This window comes from Streptomyces sp. NPDC046122 (assembly GCF_056429965.1).
In genome coordinates this window covers 40303-58848 of record NZ_JBWKLQ010000011.1, presented here as the reverse complement: position 1 = coordinate 58848, position 18546 = coordinate 40303, and the positions used below count along the sequence as shown (strand labels likewise).

General features: G+C 73.1%; 17 protein-coding genes. 12 read left to right on the top strand and 5 right to left on the bottom strand.

The features are described 5' to 3' along the window. Positions 1-182 precede the first annotated feature (182 nt). On the top strand, positions 183-1514 hold the full coding sequence (locus AC07FK_RS25125; RefSeq protein ID WP_479107204.1) for a hemolysin family protein: 1332 nt from the start codon (positions 183-185) through the stop codon (positions 1512-1514). Further along, the gene (locus tag AC07FK_RS25120) at positions 1511-2605 is read left to right on the top strand and encodes a hemolysin family protein (RefSeq protein ID WP_479107203.1); all 1095 of its coding nucleotides are present in this window, start codon (positions 1511-1513) and stop codon (positions 2603-2605) included. Before AC07FK_RS25125 ends, AC07FK_RS25120 begins: the two co-directional genes overlap by 4 nt. Positions 2606-2627: 22 nt before the next feature. On the opposite strand, the gene AC07FK_RS25115 is transcribed toward AC07FK_RS25120, so the two are convergent. Then, a complete protein-coding gene (locus tag AC07FK_RS25115) occupies positions 2628-4547 on the bottom strand; it encodes an AAA family ATPase (protein WP_479107202.1) in 1920 nt (639 codons plus the stop codon). Between the two features lie 342 nt (positions 4548-4889). Beyond that, positions 4890-5528: a uridine kinase family protein gene (locus AC07FK_RS25110; protein WP_479107201.1), complete on the bottom strand. Its 639-nt coding sequence runs from the start codon at positions 5526-5528 to the stop codon at positions 4890-4892. 171 nt (positions 5529-5699) lie between these two features. On the opposite strand from AC07FK_RS25110, the gene AC07FK_RS25105 reads away from it, so the two are divergent. Together AC07FK_RS25105 and AC07FK_RS25100 are read left to right on the top strand one after the other, a co-directional pair. Then, positions 5700-7040: a peptidase C39 family protein gene (locus tag AC07FK_RS25105; RefSeq protein ID WP_479107200.1), complete on the top strand. Its 1341-nt coding sequence runs from the start codon at positions 5700-5702 to the stop codon at positions 7038-7040. Between the two features lie 74 nt (positions 7041-7114). Beyond that, a complete protein-coding gene (locus AC07FK_RS25100; RefSeq protein ID WP_479107199.1) occupies positions 7115-7267 on the top strand; it encodes an SCO1431 family membrane protein in 153 nt (50 codons plus the stop codon). A gap of 11 nt (positions 7268-7278) precedes the next feature. Here the strand turns inward: AC07FK_RS25100 and AC07FK_RS25095 are convergent, their stop codons facing one another. Continuing rightward, the gene (locus AC07FK_RS25095) at positions 7279-8238 is read right to left on the bottom strand and encodes a DUF6114 domain-containing protein (RefSeq protein WP_479107198.1); all 960 of its coding nucleotides are present in this window, start codon (positions 8236-8238) and stop codon (positions 7279-7281) included. Beyond that, positions 8229-8750, bottom strand: a complete 522-nt coding sequence (locus AC07FK_RS25090) for a DUF6230 family protein (RefSeq protein WP_479107301.1) — start codon at positions 8748-8750, stop codon at positions 8229-8231. The genes AC07FK_RS25095 and AC07FK_RS25090 overlap by 10 nt, the downstream gene beginning before the upstream one ends. Positions 8751-9011: 261 nt before the next feature. On the opposite strand from AC07FK_RS25090, the gene AC07FK_RS25085 reads away from it, so the two are divergent. The 4 genes from AC07FK_RS25085 (at position 9012) to AC07FK_RS25070 (ending at position 13737) form a co-directional block, all read left to right on the top strand. Next, positions 9012-9641, top strand: coding sequence for a TetR/AcrR family transcriptional regulator (locus AC07FK_RS25085; RefSeq protein ID WP_479107197.1), 630 nt, complete (start codon positions 9012-9014; stop codon positions 9639-9641). A gap of 159 nt (positions 9642-9800) precedes the next feature. Continuing rightward, the gene (locus tag AC07FK_RS25080; RefSeq protein WP_479107196.1) at positions 9801-10973 is read left to right on the top strand and encodes an acyl-CoA dehydrogenase family protein; all 1173 of its coding nucleotides are present in this window, start codon (positions 9801-9803) and stop codon (positions 10971-10973) included. Between the two features lie 511 nt (positions 10974-11484). After that, positions 11485-12609 (top strand): Rv3169 family protein, encoded by a 1125-nt coding sequence (locus tag AC07FK_RS25075; protein ID WP_479107195.1) that lies wholly within the window; start codon positions 11485-11487, stop codon positions 12607-12609. Between the two features lie 27 nt (positions 12610-12636). Continuing rightward, positions 12637-13737 (top strand): phosphotransferase family protein, encoded by a 1101-nt coding sequence (locus AC07FK_RS25070; RefSeq protein ID WP_479107194.1) that lies wholly within the window; start codon positions 12637-12639, stop codon positions 13735-13737. Positions 13738-13751: 14 nt separating this feature from the next. On the opposite strand, the gene AC07FK_RS25065 is transcribed toward AC07FK_RS25070, so the two are convergent. After that, positions 13752-14156 (bottom strand): hypothetical protein, encoded by a 405-nt coding sequence (locus AC07FK_RS25065; RefSeq protein WP_479107193.1) that lies wholly within the window; start codon positions 14154-14156, stop codon positions 13752-13754. A 203-nt stretch (positions 14157-14359) separates the two neighbouring features. On the opposite strand from AC07FK_RS25065, the gene AC07FK_RS25060 reads away from it, so the two are divergent. From AC07FK_RS25060 to fxsA, 4 genes are all read left to right on the top strand, one after another. Next, a complete protein-coding gene (locus AC07FK_RS25060) occupies positions 14360-14800 on the top strand; it encodes an Lrp/AsnC family transcriptional regulator (protein ID WP_214970885.1) in 441 nt (146 codons plus the stop codon). A gap of 71 nt (positions 14801-14871) precedes the next feature. Continuing rightward, a complete protein-coding gene (locus AC07FK_RS25055) occupies positions 14872-16518 on the top strand; it encodes an amidohydrolase (protein WP_479107192.1) in 1647 nt (548 codons plus the stop codon). Between the two features lie 500 nt (positions 16519-17018). Continuing rightward, positions 17019-17786 carry a polyprenol monophosphomannose synthase gene (locus AC07FK_RS25050; protein WP_479107191.1) on the top strand — a complete coding sequence of 256 codons (768 nt, stop codon included), beginning with the start codon at positions 17019-17021 and terminating at the stop codon, positions 17784-17786. Between the two features lie 46 nt (positions 17787-17832). Next, on the top strand, positions 17833-18408 hold the full coding sequence (fxsA, locus tag AC07FK_RS25045; RefSeq protein WP_479107190.1) for an FxsA family membrane protein: 576 nt from the start codon (positions 17833-17835) through the stop codon (positions 18406-18408). The last annotated feature ends 138 nt before the right edge of the window (positions 18409-18546 follow it).

Sequence of the window (18546 nt, the reverse complement as noted above, 5' to 3'; positions counted from 1 at the left end):
CTCCTGCCCGGGGCGGCCAGGTCGCGTCTACTCTGGTGCCGGCGGCGCCGGGTGCGCCGCGCTCCGCGTCACAGGGCGCGCCACCGGCCCGCGGAGCACCCCCTACCCGAGGAGTGACTCCCTCCGGCAATGGACGGATCGTCCGGCAGTACGTGCGCCGCCCCTTCCCCCGAGGCGGCGGCATGACCATCCCCCTCCTGCTGCTCACCGCGGCATTCCTCCTGATCCTCGCCAACGGCTTCTTCGTGGCCGCCGAATTCGGCCTGGTCACCGTCGAGAAGCAGGACGCCGAGCGCGCCGCCGCCGAGGGCGACCGGCGGGCCCGTACCGTCGTCGCGGCCCTGCGCGAGCTGTCCTTCCAGCTCTCCGGCACCCAGCTCGGCATCACCCTCACCTCGCTGGTCGTCGGCATGCTCGCGCAGCCCGCGCTCGCCCAGCTGCTGGCCGGCCCCTTCACCGCCGCGGGCATACCGCGCGGAGCCGTTCCCGGCGTCTCCGTCGTCGTCGGCATGCTGCTCGCCTCGGCCGTCCAGATGGTGATCGGCGAGCTGGTGCCGAAGAACTGGGCGGTCTCCCGGCCGCTGCAGGTCGCACGGTTCGTCGCCGGACCGCAGCACCTCTTCTCCACTGTCTTCCGGCCCGTGATCTCCCTGCTGAACGCGGTCGCCAACCGGCTCGTACGCATGCTCGGCGTGGAACCGACCGACGAGCTGGCGTCCGCCCGCACTCCGGGCGAACTCGTCTCGCTCGCCCGGCACTCGGCGCGGGCCGGCGCCCTCGAACAGGACACGGCCGATCTGTTCGTACGGACGCTGTCGCTCGGCGGGCTCACCGCCCAGCACGTGATGACCCCGCGCGTGAGGGTCAGCGCCCTCCAGTCCTCCGCGACGGCGGCGGACGTACTGAACCTCACCCGCGCCACCGGCCTCTCGCGCTTCCCCGTCTACCGGGAGCGCATCGACGAGATCGTCGGCATGGTCCACCTCAAGGACGCCCTCGCCGTGCCCGTCCACGAGCGGCTGCGCACCCCGGTGGCCCGGGTCGCCGTACCGCCGCTGCTGGTCCCAAAGACGCTCCCGGTGCAGCAGCTCCTCGTGCGGCTGCGCGGCGAACAGCCCATCGCCGTCGTCGTCGACGAGTACGGCGGCACGGCCGGCGTCGTCACCCTGGAGGACATCGTCGAGGAACTGGTCGGCGAGGTCAGGGACGAGCACGACGACGAGGGCGCCGAACCGCCCGAGCTGGCCGCCGCCCCCGCCGAGGACGGCCGGCCGGCCTGGGAGGCGGACGGCAGCTGCCGGGTGCCCACCCTGCGGCGGATCGGTCTCGACGTGCCCGAGGGGCCGTACGAGACCGTGGCCGGCCTGGTCGCGGACCTGCTGGGGCGCATCCCCGCCCCCGGCGACCGGGCCGAACTGCCCGGCTGGCGGCTCTCCGTGCGGCAGGTGGACCGCTACCGCGCCACGCGGGTGCGGTTCGTCCGTACCGCGCAGGTTCCGGAGGCCGTGCGATGAGCGTGGTGCAACTGATCTTCGCGGGGCTCCTGGTGCTCGCGAACGGATTCTTCGTCGGCGCCGAGTTCGCGCTCGTGTCCGTACGCCGCAGCCAGATGGAACCGCTCGCGGCCGCGGGCTCGGCCCGTGCGCGGCAGGTCGTGCACGGGCTGGAGAACCTGCCGCAGATGATGGCGGCGGCGCAGTTCGGGATCACCATCTGCTCCCTGACGCTCGGCGCGGTCGCCGAGCCGACCGTGGCGCACCTGCTGGAGCCGGTGTTCCACGCCGTGCGCCTGCCGCAGGGGCTGATCCATCCGCTGGGCTACGTGATCGCGCTCGCAGCGGTCGTGTTCCTGCACCTGGTCGTCGGCGAGATGGTCCCCAAGAACCTCGCCATGGCCGCGCCGGAGAGGACCGCGCTGTGGCTGAGCCCCGGCCTCGTCGGCTTCGCCCGGCTGTGCCGCCCGGTGACGGCCGGGCTCGGCGCGTGCGCCCGGGCGGTGCTGCGGCTGTTCGGCGTCGAGGCCAGGGACGAGGTGGAGGCGGTGTTCACCAGTGAGCAGCTCAACCGCCTCGTCGAGGACTCGGGCCAGGCGGGGCTCCTCGAACCGGGGGAGCAGGAGCGGCTGGAGGACGCGCTGGAGCTGGGCAGCCTGCCGGTCACCGACGTGCTGCTCGACCGGGCGTCGCTGGTGACCGTGGCGCCCGCCGTCACGCCCCGGGAGATCGAGGACCTGACGGTGCGCACCGGCTACTCGCGCTTCCCGGTGTGCGTCGGCGGCGGCGCCTTCATGGGATACGTGCACGTCAAGGACGTACTCGACCTGGAGGACCGGGAGCGGGCCGTGCCGCAGCACGTGTGGCGCCCGATGGCGACGCTGAGCGCCGAACTGCCCCTGGACGACGTCCTGTCCGTGATGCGCCGCGCCGCGACGCATCTGGCGCAGGTGGCGGACGGGTCGGGCCGGGTGCTCGGCCTGGTGGCGCTGGAGGACGTGCTGGAGATGCTGGTGGGCGAGGTGCGCGACCCCGCCCACCGGGTCGCGGCGCCCCGGCCGTCCCACGACGCGGCGACGGCGGCGGGGGAACCGGCGGCCCTGGTGGGCTGACCCGGGGAAGCCGTCCGCGCCGTCAGAGCGCGGGCGGCTCCTGGCGCCCCCGGTTCGCCGGGCCGCGCCCCGACAGCACCTCGCCGTACGCCTGCATCAGGTCGGGCAGGCGCAGCGTCGCCAGGTCGTCGCGGGTCGGCGTGGCGGCGTAACCCGAGAGCCTGAGGTCGCGGTACGCGCAGCTCTTCTCGTACAGGGTGCGCAGGAACCGTCCGTTGCCCAGCTCGTCGATCCAGCCCTGGTCGACGACGTGCCCGCTGATGCTGCGCAGTTCCTCCAGCGCCTCCTCGTCCCACGCGTCGCCGTTCTCGGCGGCCAGCACCTCGCCGATGGCGGTGAGCTCCAGCGGACGGTAGCTGGGGAAGTCCACGCGGGTGGTGAAGCGTGAGGACAGGCCGGGGTTGACGGCGAGCAGGCGGTCCATGCCCTCCGGGTAGCCGGCGAGGATCACGACGAGATGGTCGCGGTTGTCCTCGGCGCGCTTGAGGAGCACCTGCAGGGCCTCGTCGCCGTACGCGTCGCCCTTGCTGTAACCGGAGTTGGAGAGCGAGTACGCCTCGTCGACGAAGAGGACCCCGCCGATCGCCGAGTCGATCAGCTCATTGGCCTTGACGGCCGTCTGGCCCAGGAACTCCCCTACCAGATCAGCTCGTTGGGCCTCCACCAGATGGTCCCCGCCGAGCAGCCCGAGCGCGTAGAACACCCGGCCGAGAATGCGCGCGACGGTGGTCTTGCCGGTGCCGGAAGGGCCCGAGAACACGAAGTGGCGCTTGGGAGGCTGTACGGGCAGGCCCTGCCCCGCGCGCAACCTGGCCATGTTCAGCTGCGCGGACAACGCCTTCACCTGGCGTTTCACCGGTTCGAGGCCGACCATGCGCTCCAGCTCCGCCAGCGCCTCGGCGAGCATCGCGGAATCGGAGGGGCCGGCCGGGAAGGACCGCACCGTCCCCGGCCTGGGCGGCACCCGGTCCTTCTCCCGTACGCCGGCGTCCCCGGCCACGGCCACCGGGCCGCCGCCGCGCGGTGGCTGCCCGTCCCCGAGCAGGAAGTCCCGGCCCTCCGGAACCTCGGGGCCCGGCAGGCTCTCGCTGTCGCCGGCGGCGTCCGCCGCGTCCTGGCCGATCCCGGCCAGCGACACGGCGGCGAAGCCCGCGGAGTCCTCGTAACCGTCCCCCTCGGCGATCGCGGCGAGCCGCGCCGCGGTGTCCATGAAGGCGGGATCCACCCGGTGCACGGCCCGGTACAGCGGCAGGGCCGCCGCGCTGCGCCCGGTGCCCTCGTGCGCGCGGGCCAGCCAGTACCGCAGCTCCTTGCGCTGCGGCTGCTCGCTGCGGCAGCGCATCAGGGCGGCCGACAGCATCGGCTCGGCCTGCCCGTACATCTCCAGCCGCACCCGCGCCATGCCGCCGAAGAGTCCGGTCTCGATGCCGAGCAGGGGGTCGTCGACGAGCGGATCGGTGTGGCGTACGAGCTGCTCCCAGTCCTTGACCAGGTACGCGCGGCAGGCGTGCAGGAACCGCACCTGTGGATCGGCGTCCACCGGCGGCAGCCCCGCCAGCGCCCGGTCGAGCTCGGGCACATGGCGGCCGTCGAGCCAGTGGGAGGCGTGCGCGAGCAGCAGGTCGCGTGGCTTCTCCAGGACGGGCTGCACCCACCACCCCAGCCAGTACCAGGAGTTGAGCGTCCGGCGGTGGCGGGCGCGCTGCTCGCCGAAGCGCTCGCGATGGCGGTACATGCGCAGCAGCGCCGTGGTGGTGTCGACGCGCAGCGCGTGGAGACCGAGCCAGCCGTCGGCCATGCCGGGGTCCATCCGTACGGCGGACCTGAACTCCTCCTCGGCCTGCGGGTACGCGCCCATCGTGTACGCGTCGACGCCCCGGAGCCAGGCGAGCTCGGCCGGGGCGTTGACGCCCTGCGAGCCGAAATCCGTCACATCCCCCACGAACCGTGCCCCCCGTGATGTGCCGCCGGGCGCGGGCCCGCCGGCAGGTCTCAGAACCGCTGTGCCGCGGAAGGGAATTGACCGCACCAAGCAGCATCGTACCCGTGCGGGCGGGACTGGACTAAGGGGTGGCGCAGGCCCGGAAGCGACGGTGACCGAGGGTGAGCGAAGGGGGTCGTCAGGGGGTCGTGAAGGGGCCTGTGGGCAGAACGAAGCCCCCGATCACGGGGGAACAACCGGGGGCTTCGCGTCTGCGGCGACTTCGAAAAGCCGCACATTGAGAACGTAAGACCTGTACGCCCCCCGGGTCAAGCGGAGTTGAGGCACTCAGGGGGGAGGTTTTCAGACCGTTTCCGAGGGCGGGGCGCGGCGGTCACCCACGGTGACGGAATGGTTCGGCAACGCTGTCGCGTAAGGTCCCGGGAGCCACTCGTACCCCTCCTGGCGCTGCCGTACCAACAGGTCCGCGTAAGGCCGCGACGGGTCCGCGGCGAAATGGCGCGTCTCCGCCGCCGTCCATCCGTCCCAGAAGTCCGCCTGCGCCGGCCCGTCCCTGAGCCGCCCGCGCGCCCACGACTCCGGTGCGCCCAGGTCCATCCAGAGCAGCCGGGCGAGATCCGGCCGGACGGCGGCCCGCCCGGCCCCCACCCCTTCGACCAGGACCACGGGCGCGGCCTCCAGCGGGCGCGCGGGCCCGAAGCGGCGCAGGTTCCAGTCGTACGTCGCGTACCGCGCGCTCTGCCCGCGCGAGAAGGGGCCCGTCACCTGCTCGCGCAGCCGGCCCGTCCACGCGAAGAGCTCGTCGTGCGTCGCCAGATCGTCCAGGTGCAGCACGGGCGCCCCGCCCAGCGCCGCCGCCAACCGGGCGGCGAAGGTGCTCTTGCCCGAGCCGGCGTGCCCGTCGACGGCGACCAGGCGCACGGGGCCGCAGGAGGGCAGCAGCGTGCGCAGCGAGGCGGCGAGCTGATCGAGACGTTCCACGCTCCCACCCTAGGCGGCGTGCGCGGCGTGCGGTTTCCGCCATTGGCCTGTACCCATATTGGTCACGCGACGCGGTCCGAAGTGCTGGCCCAAGCCCGTCGCCGGCGGCCATAGTGGGCGCACTGTCGTGCACCTGCCCGCGCATCCGCATCCGACTCGGGGGCCATGACCATGACCAGACCCACCTCCCGCCGTACCGTCCTGACCGCCGCGATCGCCGCGGCGGCGGGCGCCGTCGCGGCGTCCACGTCCCCGGCCGGCGCGGCGGGCGCCGCCCCGGCCCGGCTCGTCGACAACCGTTTCTGGTCCTCGGCCAAGGACTGGCGCTCCGGCACGGCCGACGGCACCCGGGTGGTGGGGGGCCGCAGGCCGGGCGTGGTCATCGGCAGTCCGTCCGGCCGCACCGACTACACCGACCCGCACACCGGCGCCACGTCCACGTGGGAGAGCGCCACCTGGACCTCCCCGGTCCACCGCTGCGCCGTCCCGGCGAGCGAGGTCATCGCCTCCTGGAACGCCCACACCCCGCCCGGCACCTGGATCGGGATCGAGCTGCGCGGCGCCTACGCGGACGGCGCCCCCACTCCCTGGTACGTCATGGGCCGCTGGGCGGCTGGCGACGCCGACATCAAGCGGACCTCCGTCGACGACCAGAGCGACGGCCGCAGCAGCATCTGGACCGACACGTTCGCCATGAACAGCTCCGCCGGCGACCTGCGCCTCGCCTCGTACCGGCTCAGGCTGACCCTCCACCGCAGGCCCGGCACCGGGCTGACCCCCATGGTGTGGCGTGCCGGTGCGATGGCCTCGGACATCCCCGACCGCTTCGCCGTGCCGGCCGCGCCGCCCCGGGTGGCCCGGGAGCTGGCCGTGCCGCGCTATTCGCAGAACACGCACATCGGCCAGTACCCCGAGTACGACAACGGCGGTGAGGCGTGGTGCAGCCCCACCTCGTCGCAGATGATCATCGAATACTGGGGCCGCGGGCCCACCGCGGAGGACCTGGCCTGGGTCGATCCGGCCTTCGAGGACCCGCAGGTCTGCCACGCGGCGCGGTTCACCTTCGACTACCAGTACAGCGGGTGCGGCAACTGGCCCTTCAACGCCGCCTACGCCGCCACGTACGAGGACATGAGCGCCGTCGTCACCCGCCTGCACTCGCTCACCGAGCTGGAGACGCTGATCCGCGCGGGCATCCCGGCCATGACGTCGCAGTCCTTCCTCAAGGAGGAGCTGACGGGCGCGGGCTACGGCACCGCGGGCCACCTCATGACCGTCATCGGCTTCACCCCGGACGGCGACGTGATCGCGAACGACCCCGCCTCCGCGGACAACCAGGCCGTACGCCGCGTCTACAAGCGCCGCGAATGGGAGAACATCTGGCTGCGCACCAAGCGCTACAACGCGAGCGGGAAGGTGGTGTCCGGCACAGGAGGCGTCTGCTACCTCTACTGGCCCGCCCGCCCCACAGCCGCGCAGCAGCGGGCTCTCGCGGCCGTCGGAGTCCGCTGATCGCGGGGGCCGGTCCCGGGGCGTGACGAACGTCATCTTCCCCGGGGGCGGCCCCGGTGGGCACTGTGGATGCCATGACAGCGACCACTGCCGACATCACCCGCACCGAGTCCAGGGCCGGCACCGGCGGCCCCACGGACGACGGCCCCAAGATCCTCGAGCACGTCATGGGCTGGACCCTCGTCGTGGTCCTCGCCATGTTCGTCACGCAGGCCGGCCTCATGTAACGGGCGTCGGATCACGGCGCCCGCAGGGTCAGCCCGTCGGTGACGATCGAGTCCGAGGTGACCAGCGCCTGTTCGGCGCGCACGTCCGTCATGAAGACGAACGGCGGCACCACGGGCGGCACCGGAAGGCCGTCCGGGGTGAAGGTGAGGCACAGGACGCCCTCCAGGCACCCGCTGAACCGGGTGAGGTAGAGCGTCACATCGCCGCTCAGGTCCAGGGTGTCGGCCCCGAGCGTCAGTTCCTCGCGGCCGTCGCGGGTCCGGAGACGGTAGTCGGTGAGCGAGGCGGACCGCATCCTGAGCACCATCGCCCGCACCGGGCCGTCGGCGGTCGGCACCTCCCGCACCCCGGCCACCAGGAACCCGTGGGGCGCGAACAGCGTCGTGGTCACCGTCGGCGGCGTGCGGGCCGCGACGACCGCCCCGGGGGCCGGCGCCTCCCGCACCGGGCTCTGGCCGAGCGCCGCCAGCAGGACGACCGGCAGCGCCGCTGCGAACGTCCGCGGACCCTGCCCGCCGGTGGGCGGCGGAACGGCCGCCTCCTCCGGCTCCCGTACGGCCTCCTCCGGCTTCCGCACGGGCGTCCAGCCGAACCCCATCGCGCTGCCCGCGATGCTCAGCGCCGTCCCCACCACGAAACCGCCGAGGTTCGTCGCGGCGAACGACAGGACGGACAGCAGCAGCGCGTTGACGCTCACGTAATGGCGGGTGTGCGGCAGGAACCACAGGAACAGACCGGCCGCGACGAGGGTCAGCCCGATCCCGATCGCCGCGAGCCCGCCGAGCCCCAGGCTCACCAGCACCGTCAGCGGCGACAGGGGCACCAGCAGCAGCTCGGTTCCGCCGAGGATCAGCAGCAGTCCGCCCCAGAACGGGCGGGTCCGCCGCCAGGCGCGCAGCGCGCGCCGCGCGTCCGGGTGCGAAAGCCGCTGCGCCGGCCGGCCATTCGCCGCGCGGCGGATCAGAAGCACTTCTTGCCGTCCAGGCTCACGTCGATGCTGAGCCCCTTCAGCCGGAAGTTCCCGCCGGTCGCCGACCAGGCGTGCGACTTCACGCCCGCCACCTCGATGTCCCCGGCCTGGAGCCCGAACTTCCCGGCCTCGCCCTTGACCCCGGGCACCTGGTCCAGCGTCGAGGCGTCCCGGCCGATCTGCGCCGTGCCGAAGCGGGCGTCGCCGACGAGGTCCTCGGCGTCGATGATCAGACTGCTGGCCGTCACCTCACCGGCCTTGCCGCCGGCCGTCAGTTTGAAGACGACCGTGCCGACGGGGGTGTCGATCTCGGCGGCCTGGCAGATGTCGCTGAGCCTGGCGTCCCCGATGCCGAGCAGCGCGACCGGGTGGCCCTTGCCGTCCGCCGACCGGTCCGTCTGCACGTAACTGGACAGTCCCCGGCTCGTCAGTTTCCCCGACGCCACCTGGAAGCTCGTCCCGGACACGGCGAACGACGCGGCCAGCGCTCCCTGGCCCATCATCGACGTCATCACCGCGACCGCGAGGACCGCCGGCGTCGCGAGGACCGCTGTCTTCTTCCATGCCGTCCTGCCCTCGGCGGGCGGCCGTTCGGATGCGCTCACTTGGTTCCTCCCGTACGTCGTCGCGGTGCGCGGGGGAAGTGCCTGGAGGTGCTGTGGAGCAGGGTGCGAGTGCGCGGAATATCCGTCGACAGGCCGACGCGGAAAGGGAGTCGGCGCAGCTCTGCCATACTGCGGACATCCTGTGGCAGTGGGAGACTAGGGCCGGTATTGAATATTAGTCAACAGCGTGGCTCCAGCGAGCGATCGCAGGTGCGCCGCGCCGAACTCATCGCGACCGGGCGGAAGTTGTTCGCCGACACGTCGTACGACGCCCTGTCGATGGACGACATCGCCCGGCACGCGGGCGTCGCCAAGGGCTTGATCTACTACTACTTCAAGAGCAAACGCGGCTACTACCTCGCCATCGTCGAGGAGTCGGTCGCCGAACTGGTCGCCCGGGCCGGCAGCGACCGTGACCTGCCGACCGCCGAACGCGTTCAGCGCACCATCGACGGCTATCTGCGCTACGCCGAGCACCACCAGGCGGCGTTCCGCACGATCGTCACCGGCGGCGTCGGCTTCGACACCGAGGTGCAGGCCATCCGCGAGGCGGTCCGCGAGGAGCTGATCGCCACCGTCGCGGAGGGCGCGTACGGCCGCCGCGACATCCCGCCGACCGCCCGGTTGGCCCTCATCGGCTGGATGGCCGGGGCCGAAGGGGTCACGCTGGACTGGCTGAGCCACCAGGAGCTCGGCCGCGACGCCGTGCGCGAGCTGCTCACAAGGCTGCTGCGCGCCACGCTCCGCACGATCGAGGAACTGGAGCCGAGCTGCCCGGCGCCTCCGGCGACCCCGTGACGTACGTCGATCCATCGGGCATACTCAACGCGCCACAGCCGCTGGCCAGCGACTTCCGTGATCCGGAGGGGTGCCGGCGGCCAGGCAGAGAGACCGGCGGCGCGGCCACACCCTGCGCGCGCGACCGCCGCAGCGCCCGACAGGGAGGAGAGCGCCCCCATGCCCGACCGCGCCCCGCAGCCGGTGGAACGACAGCTGCCCACCGAGGAGTCCCGGGATCTGCTCGCGCTCGTGCGCGACATGATCCAGCGGGAGATCGCCCCCCGGGCCGCAGCCGAGGAGGACGCCGGGCACTTCCCGCGCGAGATCTTCGCCCTGCTCTCCGATTCCGGTCTGCTCGGTCTGCCGTACGACGCCGAGCACGGCGGCGGAGACCAGCCGTACGAGGTCTACCTCCAGGTACTCGAAGAGCTCGCCGCCGCCCGCCTCACGGTCGGCCTCGGCGTCAGCGTCCACAGCCTCGCCTGTCACGCGCTGGCGGGCTACGGCACCAAGGAACAGCAGTCCGCGCACCTGCCCGCCATGCTCGGCGGCGGCCTGCTCGGTGCCTACTGCCTCTCGGAGCCCGCCTCCGGTTCCGACGCCGCCTCGCTGCGCACCAAGGCCGTGCGCGACGGCGACGACTGGGTCATCACCGGCACGAAGGCGTGGATCACCCACGGGGGGATCGCCGACTTCTACACCGTGCTCGCCCGTACGGGTGAAGAGGGCCCCCGGGGCATCACGGCCTTCCTGGTCCCCGGCGACGCCGAGGGGCTGAACGCCGCGGCGCCCGAGAAGAAGATGGGCATGAAGGGCTCGCCCACGGCCCAGCTCAACTTCGACGGCGTACGGGTCCCGGACTCCCGCCGCATCGGCGAGGAGGGCCAGGGCTTCGCGATCGCGCTGTCCGCGCTCGATTCGGGGCGCCTCGGCATCGCCGCCTGCGCGATCGGCGTCGCCCAGGCGGCCCTGGACGAGGCGGTCTCGTACGCCACCGGCCGGCAGCAGTTCGGCCGGCCGATCTCCGACTTCCAGGGCCTGCGCTTCATGCTCGCCGACATGGCCACCCAGATCGAGGCGGGCCGGTCGCTCTACCTCGCGGCGGCGCGCCTGCGGGACGCCGGGCAGCCGTTCTCGCGGGAGGCCGCGATGGCGAAGCTGTTCTGCACCGACGCGGCGATGCGCGTGACGACCGACGCCGTCCAGGTGCTCGGCGGCTACGGCTACACGCTGGACTTCCCCGTCGAGCGCTTCATGCGCGAGGCGAAGGTCCTCCAGATCGTCGAGGGTACGAACCAGATTCAGCGCATGGTCATCGCCCGCCGTCTCGTAGGTCCCGAGACGCGCTGATCCGCGCCGCGTCCGGCCAGGCCGGGGACGCCACGAGCCGGACCCACTCCGGGTCGCGGCGTCCCGGAAGGGTGCGGCCGTGGCTGTGCCACTGGCGCAGGAGCGCGCGGAACAGGGGCGGGTCCGTGGGATGCGGAACCGATTCTGCGGTAGCGGAGGGCGGAGGAACGAAACGCCGGCGTCCGTCGCCGACCTGGGTGTACTGCAGGGTCATATCGGGCCAACAGTCACAAGGCGTCCCGGGTTATCGCCCACGCCATTCGGGTTTCCGTTCGCGCGGTGAACGACCCGGACCCCCGGGCGACGGACGGCGCCGCCCCACCGGGCGGCCGGCGCCGCCCCGGAGCGGCTGACCGGGGCCGGCCCGGAGCGACGAACGAGCCCTCGCGCGGTGACATGCGTATGGCCCCCGGCAGGGTTTCTGACGTACCGTCAAGTCCGCCGCCGGGGACCGCGCCTCCGGGCGACGCGTACGCCGTATTCCGCTACGTCCGCGCCCAGGAGGACCGCCGTGGCCGAGGACCGACCCATCGCGCTCGACGAATACCCGATCCACCAGGCCCCGTTGTCGATGAAGCACGTCGCCACCGGCGACCGCAACGCCTACGACCGCTGCATCTTCCACCTCGTCGACCACACCGGCCGCGCCCTGCTCATCGCGGGGCTCGGCGTCTACCCGAACACCGGAGTGATCGACGCCTACGCCACCCTGCGCATCGGCGGCCGACTGCACGCCGTGCGCGCCTCGGACGCCCTCACCGACGACCGCATGAATCTCTGCGTCGGCCCCCTGCGGATCACCGTCGACGAGCCGCTGCGCCGCTTCACGCTCCACTGCGACGCCGATCCCGCCGACCCGGACGCCCTCGCGTACGACGTCACGTGGACGGCGCACTTCCCCGCCGTCTGGGAGCCGCACCACGTCCAGCGGCGCGGCGGCCGCCTGATGCTCGAAGGCCGCCGCTTCGTCCAGGCGGGCGGCTGTACGGGCGTGATCCGCGCCGGGGGAGAGGAGATACCCCTGACTGCGGGGGAGTGGACCGGCACCCGCGACCGGAGCTGGGGCGTACGGCCGATCCCGGGTGAGGACGGCGGCCGGGCCGCCGAGGAGCACCCGCCCGAGGGCCTCCACTGGATCTGGGCGCCGGCGCGCTTCGACGACCGGTTCCTGATGGTGATCGCCCAGGAGGACGCCGACGGCCACCGGACCCTGAACGAGGCGCTGCTCGTGCGCGAGGGCGAGCGCGACGTCCAGCTGGGCTGGCCCCACGCGGACATCACGTACCGCCCGGGCACCCGCCACCCCGAGCGCGCCGTCGTCCACCTCACCGGACCCGACCGCAAGCCGCTGCAGCTCGGCGTCGAGATCCTCAACTCCTCGCCGCTGGCCGTCGGCGCCGGCTACCCGCCCGCGACGGACTGGCAGCACGGCAGCTGGCAGGGGCGCGGCTGGACGGACCGCCGCACGTACGACCTCTCCGACCCCGCCGCGCACCCCATGGCCGCGTACGGCGTCACCGACCACGCCGCCCGCTTCACCCTCGACGGGCGGACCGGTTACGGGATCTTCGAGCACGGCACCTTCGGCCGCCACGATCCGAGCGGCTTCACCGGCTTCGAATCGGTGGCCCCCTGAGCGTCACCCTCCCGACAGGAGTACGGCATGGCAACCGCACCCCGGCCCCGCACCACCACCCGCGACCCGGAGGAACTCGCCCGCCGCCTGACCGCGTGGCTCGGCACGCGGCTGCCCGGCGCCCGGATCGGCGGCGTCGAGGCGCCCGCCGCCAACGGCATGTCGAGCGAGACGCTGCTCTTCGACCTCGACCACCCGTCCGCCCCGGTGTCCTCCTGCGCCCTGCGCCTGGCCGCCGACCCCGGCGCGTACAGCGTCTTCCCCGTCTACGACATGGCCCGCCAGCACCGCGTCATGAGCCTCGTCGCGCGGCACACGGGCGTCCCCGTGCCGCGCGTCCTGTGGCTGGAGGAGGACCCCGGGCCGCTCGGCGCGCCTTTCTTCGTCATGGAACGCGCCGCGGGCCGCGTCCCGCCGGACGTGATGCCCTACACGTACGAGGGCAACTGGCTGCACTCGGCCACCGACGCGGAGCGGGCCCGCCTCCAGGACGCGACGCTGACCGTCCTCGCCCGCCTGCACGACCAGTTCCCCGCGAAGGAGGCGGAGTTCCTGATGCCGCCGGGCACGGGCAGCCCCCTGCGGCGCCATGTCGAGGCGCAACGGGCGTACTACGCCTGGGTGGTGGACGGCGTCGCCCGGTCACCGCTCATCGAGTCGGCCTTCGACTGGCTGGAGGCGCACTGGCCCGACGACACCGCTCCTGCCGTGCTCAGCTGGGGCGACGCCCGCATCGGCAACATCGTCTACGACGGCTTCGAGCCCGCCGCCGTACTCGACTGGGAGATGGCCTCCTACGGGCCGCGCGAACTCGACCTGGGCTGGACGGTCTACCTCCACCGCTTCTTCCAGGACCTCACGGTGAGCTTCGGCCTGCCCGGCCTGCCGGGCTTCCTGCGGCGCGACGACGTCGAGTCGCGGTACGCCGAACTCACCGGCCACACGCCGCGGGACATGGAGTTCCACACGCTGTACGCCGCCCTGCGGCACGCCGTGGTGATGCTGCGCATCGCCCACCGGCAGGTGCACTTCGGAGAGATCCGGGTCCCCGCGGACCCGGACACGATGATCCTGCACCGCGCGTCGCTGGAGGCGATGGTGCGCGGAACCTACTGGGAGACGCCCTGAGGGCGGAAGAGTCGCTAGGCGGCGCGGCGCAACTGCGACGCCTTCAGCGGGCGCGAGCCCGGCCCCCCGACGTGCGAGAACGGCTGCGTCCGCCAGTCGAGCCCCTGAGGGAGCGTCAACAGCAGGGCCGTTTCCTGCTCCTGGACCTCCAGCGTCGCGTCTGCGGGCTCGGCGTCCGCCGCCGGGCGGCCGGTGCCCTCGCAGGCCGTGAGCCCGAACGGGTTCCACGGGGTCGGGCACTTCGCGTGCTCGGGCAGGACGTTCTCGTCCGCCAGCAACGCGATCGGCTGGGCACAGTCCGGGCAGATCACCCGGAACATCTCAAAGGTGTCGTACGCGTCGAGATCGTCGATCTCATCCTCGTCGACGCGATCAACGGGCTCCGGTTCGGTACGTCCGGTGCGCTTCTGGTTCTGCATGGAGACACTCCCCCTCGGGTGGGCCGACAAGGCGCTGCGGCCTCGACCACAGCAAGCACTTCCCTTCGCGCACGCGCGGTAATCGCGCTTGCGCGAAGGACACGGCTCCAGACCTGTGGCGTTCGTCACATGCCGCCCGCAGGTGCCCCTCCCGTGAGACTCCGGCTGTGCGTGAGGGCCTCCGGGGCATAGGTTGACCCGCTATGGAGGAGCTGGATCGTCAGATCGTGGATTTGCTCGTCAAGGACGGGCGGATGAGCTATACCGACCTGGGCAAGGCCACGGGCCTGTCCACGTCAGCCGTGCACCAGCGGGTGCGCAGGCTGGAGCAGCGGGGCGTCATCCGGGGCTACGCCGCGGTGGTCGACCCCGAGGCCGTCGGGCTGCCGCTCACCGCTTTCATCTCGGTGAAACCGTTCGACCCCAGCGCCCCCGACGACATCTCGGAACGGCTGGCGGGCGTTCCCGAGATCGAGGCGTGCCACAGCGTCGCGGGGGACGAGAACTACATCCTCAAGGTGCGGGTCGCGACCCCGCTCGAACTGGAGCACCTGCTGACGCGGATCCGGTCCCTGGCCGGCGTGTCCACCCGTACGACGGTCGTCCTCTCCACCCCCTACGAAGCCCGCCCGCCGCAGGTCTGACCACCGGGCCCGGCCGCCGCCCACGCCCCCCGCGCACGGCTCGTCCCGCGCGAGGGGCGAGACTGTTCACCATGACCGAGCGCGACGCCCCCACCCTCCAGGCCGACCACCGCACCGTGCTGCTGCGCGGCGGCGAGGTCCACAGCCCCGCCGACCCCTTCGCCACCGCGATGGTCGTCGAACGCGGACACGTCGCCTGGGTGGGCTCCGAAGGGGCCGCCGACGCGTTCGCCCCGGGCGTCGACGAGGTGATCGACCTCGAAGGGGCGCTGGTCACCCCCGCGTTCACGGACGCGCACGTGCACACCACCTCCACCGGCCTCGCGCTCACCGGCCTCGACGTCTCCGGCGCGCGGAGTCTCGCCGAGGCGCTGGAGCTCGTACGGGCGCACGCCGCCTCGGCGCCGGCGGGCCGGATCCTCCTCGGGCACGGCTGGGACGCCACGCGCTGGCCCGAACAGCGGCCTCCGACGCGCGCCGAACTCGACGAGGCGGCCGGCGGCCGGCCGCTGTACCTGCCCCGGATCGACGTCCACTCCGCCGTCGTCACCACCGCCCTCCTCGACCTGGTCCCGGGCGTGACCGGCCTGGCCGGCTACCACCCGGACGCCCCGCTCACCGCCGCCGCCCACCACGCGGTGCGCGCGGCGGCGCACGGCGCCGTCACCCCCCGGCAGCGCGCCGAGGCGCAGCGCGCGGCGCTCGCCCACGCCGCCTCGCTCGGCATCGGCACGGTGCACGAGTGCGCGGGTCCCGAGATCTCCTCCGAGGAGGACTTCGCCGCCCTGCTGAAGCTGGCGGCCGACGAGCCCGGCCCCCGCGTCTTCGGTTACTGGGCGGAGCAGGTCACGGGCGCGAAGGACGCCCGGCGCGTCCGGGAGCTCGGCGCGGCCGGCGCGGCGGGCGACCTCTTCGTCGACGGGTCCCTCGGCTCGCACACCGCCTGCCTGCACACCCCGTACGCCGACGCGTCCCACACCGGCTCCGCCTTCCTCGACACGGCGGCCGTGGCCGCCCACGTCACCGCCTGCACCGAGGCCGGGCTCCAGGCCGGCTTCCACGCCATCGGCGACGCCGCGCTCACCTCGGTGGTCGACGGGGTGCGCGCGGCGGCCGACAAGCTCGGCCTGGCCCGCGTCCGCGCCGCCCGCCACCGGATCGAGCACGCGGAGATGCTGACCCCGGCCACCATCGCCGCCTTCGCCGAGTTCGCCCTCACCGCGTCGGTGCAGCCCGCCTTCGACGCCGCCTGGGGCGGCGAGGACGGGATGTACGCCCGCCGCCTGGGCGCCGGGCGGGCCCGTACGCTCAACCCGTACGCGGCGCTGCTGCGCGCCGGCGTGCCGCTGGCCTTCGGCTCCGACAGCCCCGTCACCCCGCTCGACCCGTGGGGCACGGTTCGCGCCGCGGCCTTCCACCGGACGCCCGAGCACCGCGTCTCCGTACGCGCGGCCTTCACCGCCCACACGCGCGGCGGCTGGCGCGCCGTCGGCCGCGACGACGCGGGCACCCTGGTCCCCGGGGCGCTCGCCGACTACGCGGTCTGGCGCGCCGACGCACTCGTGGTGCAGGCGCCCGACGACCGGGTCGCCCGCTGGTCGACCGACCCGCGCTCGGGCACGCCCGGCCTGCCGGACCTCACGCCCGGCGCCCAACTCCCCGTCTGCCTGCGGACCGTGGTCTTCGGACAAACTGTTTACGAGCGGCCGAACGGGTGATGTGCGCCGACCGCGTACGGCCGATCGGTGATCCACCGGGGTTCCATGGCAAGTCCGTACCTTCCGCACTGACCTGGTGATTTGGGCAATAACCCCAGGTCAAACGACTGTTGACAGAAAGCGGCCACCGGCGGGTAGGTTCGGCGGAGTCCACCGCAGGACGTCCGGCCGGCAAACCTCCACGCAGTCGTCGAACGCCGCTGGGTCATGGGGCGGTGCGCCGCACCGGCGCGCCAGTACTCGGAGCCAGGTTCAGCGCCCGCGCCTCGGGGGCGAGGGAAGGTTTCGGCCGACCGGCAGGTGGGACCCGGGTGGGGCCCGGACGTTCAGTAGACAACGGCTCTCGGCCGACCCGCAGCCGGCGGGCCCGGGGCCGGCCCGAAGGACACCGGGCCCCGACCCGCAGAAACCGGTGCGCTTCCTCCGGCCGCCTTCCGTGCGGACCCGCCGACCACGCTCGCTATGGTGGGGCAACGGTGTACGGACATTAAGGGGAAGCAGTGAACGACGGCGGTCAGAGGCGTTACGGCCCGCTCGGCAGAGCCTTGGTGATCATTCCGACCTACAACGAGGCCGAGAACATCAAGCCGATCGTCTCCCGGGTGCGTGCCGCGGTGCCCGACGCGCACGTCCTGGTCGCCGACGACAACAGCCCCGACGGCACCGGCAAGACCGCCGACGAGATCGCGGCCTCGGACGACCAGGTCCACGTCCTGCACCGCAAGGGCAAGGAGGGCCTGGGCGCGGCCTATCTGGCAGGCTTCAACTGGGGCGTCGAGCACGGCTACGGCGTACTCGTCGAAATGGACGCGGACGGCTCGCACCAGCCCGAGGAACTGCCCCGGCTGCTGACCGCGCTCAAGGGGGCCGACCTGGTGCTCGGCTCGCGCTGGGTGCCGGGCGGACGCGTCGTCAACTGGCCCAAGCACCGTGAGGTTCTCTCGCGCGGCGGCAGCACGTACTCGCGGGTGCTCCTCGGCGTGCCGATCCGGGACGTGACGGGCGGCTTCCGCGCCTTCCGCGCCGAGACCCTGGAAGGTCTCGGCCTCGAAGACGTCGCCTCCCAGGGGTACTGCTTCCAGGTCGACCTCGCCCGGCGCGCGGTCGAGGCCGGCTACAACGTCGTCGAGGTGCCGATCACCTTCGTCGAGCGGGAGCTGGGCGACAGCAAGATGAGCCGGGACATCGTCGTCGAGGCGCTGTGGCGCGTCACGGCCTGGGGCGTCGGCTCCCGGGCGAACAAGCTGCTGGGGCGCAAGCCCTCCTGATCCCCCCCTTACGCCGTCCAGGCGCCCGCCCAGGCACACTGGGGGCATGACGACCGGCTCACCGCCCCCTACCGCTCCCCGGCGCTCTCGCGCGCGCACCTTCGTACCGCTCGGCGTCGTCGCCTGGCTGGTGCTCGAGATCTGGCTCCTGACATTGCTGGCCGACGCCGCCGGCGGCTTCACGGTCCTGCTGCTGCTGGTCGCGGGGGCCCTGCTCGGCGCGGTGGTCGTCAAGCGGGCGGGACGGCGGGCCTTCAAGAACCTCACCGAGACGCTCCAGCGGCAGCAGGCGGGCGAGACGCCCGCGCAGCGCCGCCTGGGCAGCGGCAGCGGCTTCCTGATGCTCGGCGGCCTGCTGCTGACGCTGCCCGGGATGATCTCGGACGTGGCGGGACTGCTGCTCCTCGTACCGCCCGTGCGGACGTTCCTCGGACGGCGCGCAGAGCGTTCCCTGGAACGCCGGATGAGCGCGGCGGGCGGCGGCCGCCTGGGCGACGCCTTCCAGCAGGCCCGGATGCACCGCCCGGACGGCAAGGTCGTGCAGGGCGAGGTCATCCGGCAGGACGGATCGCCCGCTCCCCGGCGCGACGAGCACGGACCGCGACCGCCGCTGACCCCCTGACCCGGCGCCGCGCACCGGGGAACGACAAGAGCCGCGGGGGGGGGGGGGGGGGGGGGGGGGGGGGGGGGGGGGGGGGGGGTGGTGGGGGGGGGGGTGTTTTTTTTCTCTTTCGCACTGCGCTATGGTGTTCCGATGGGG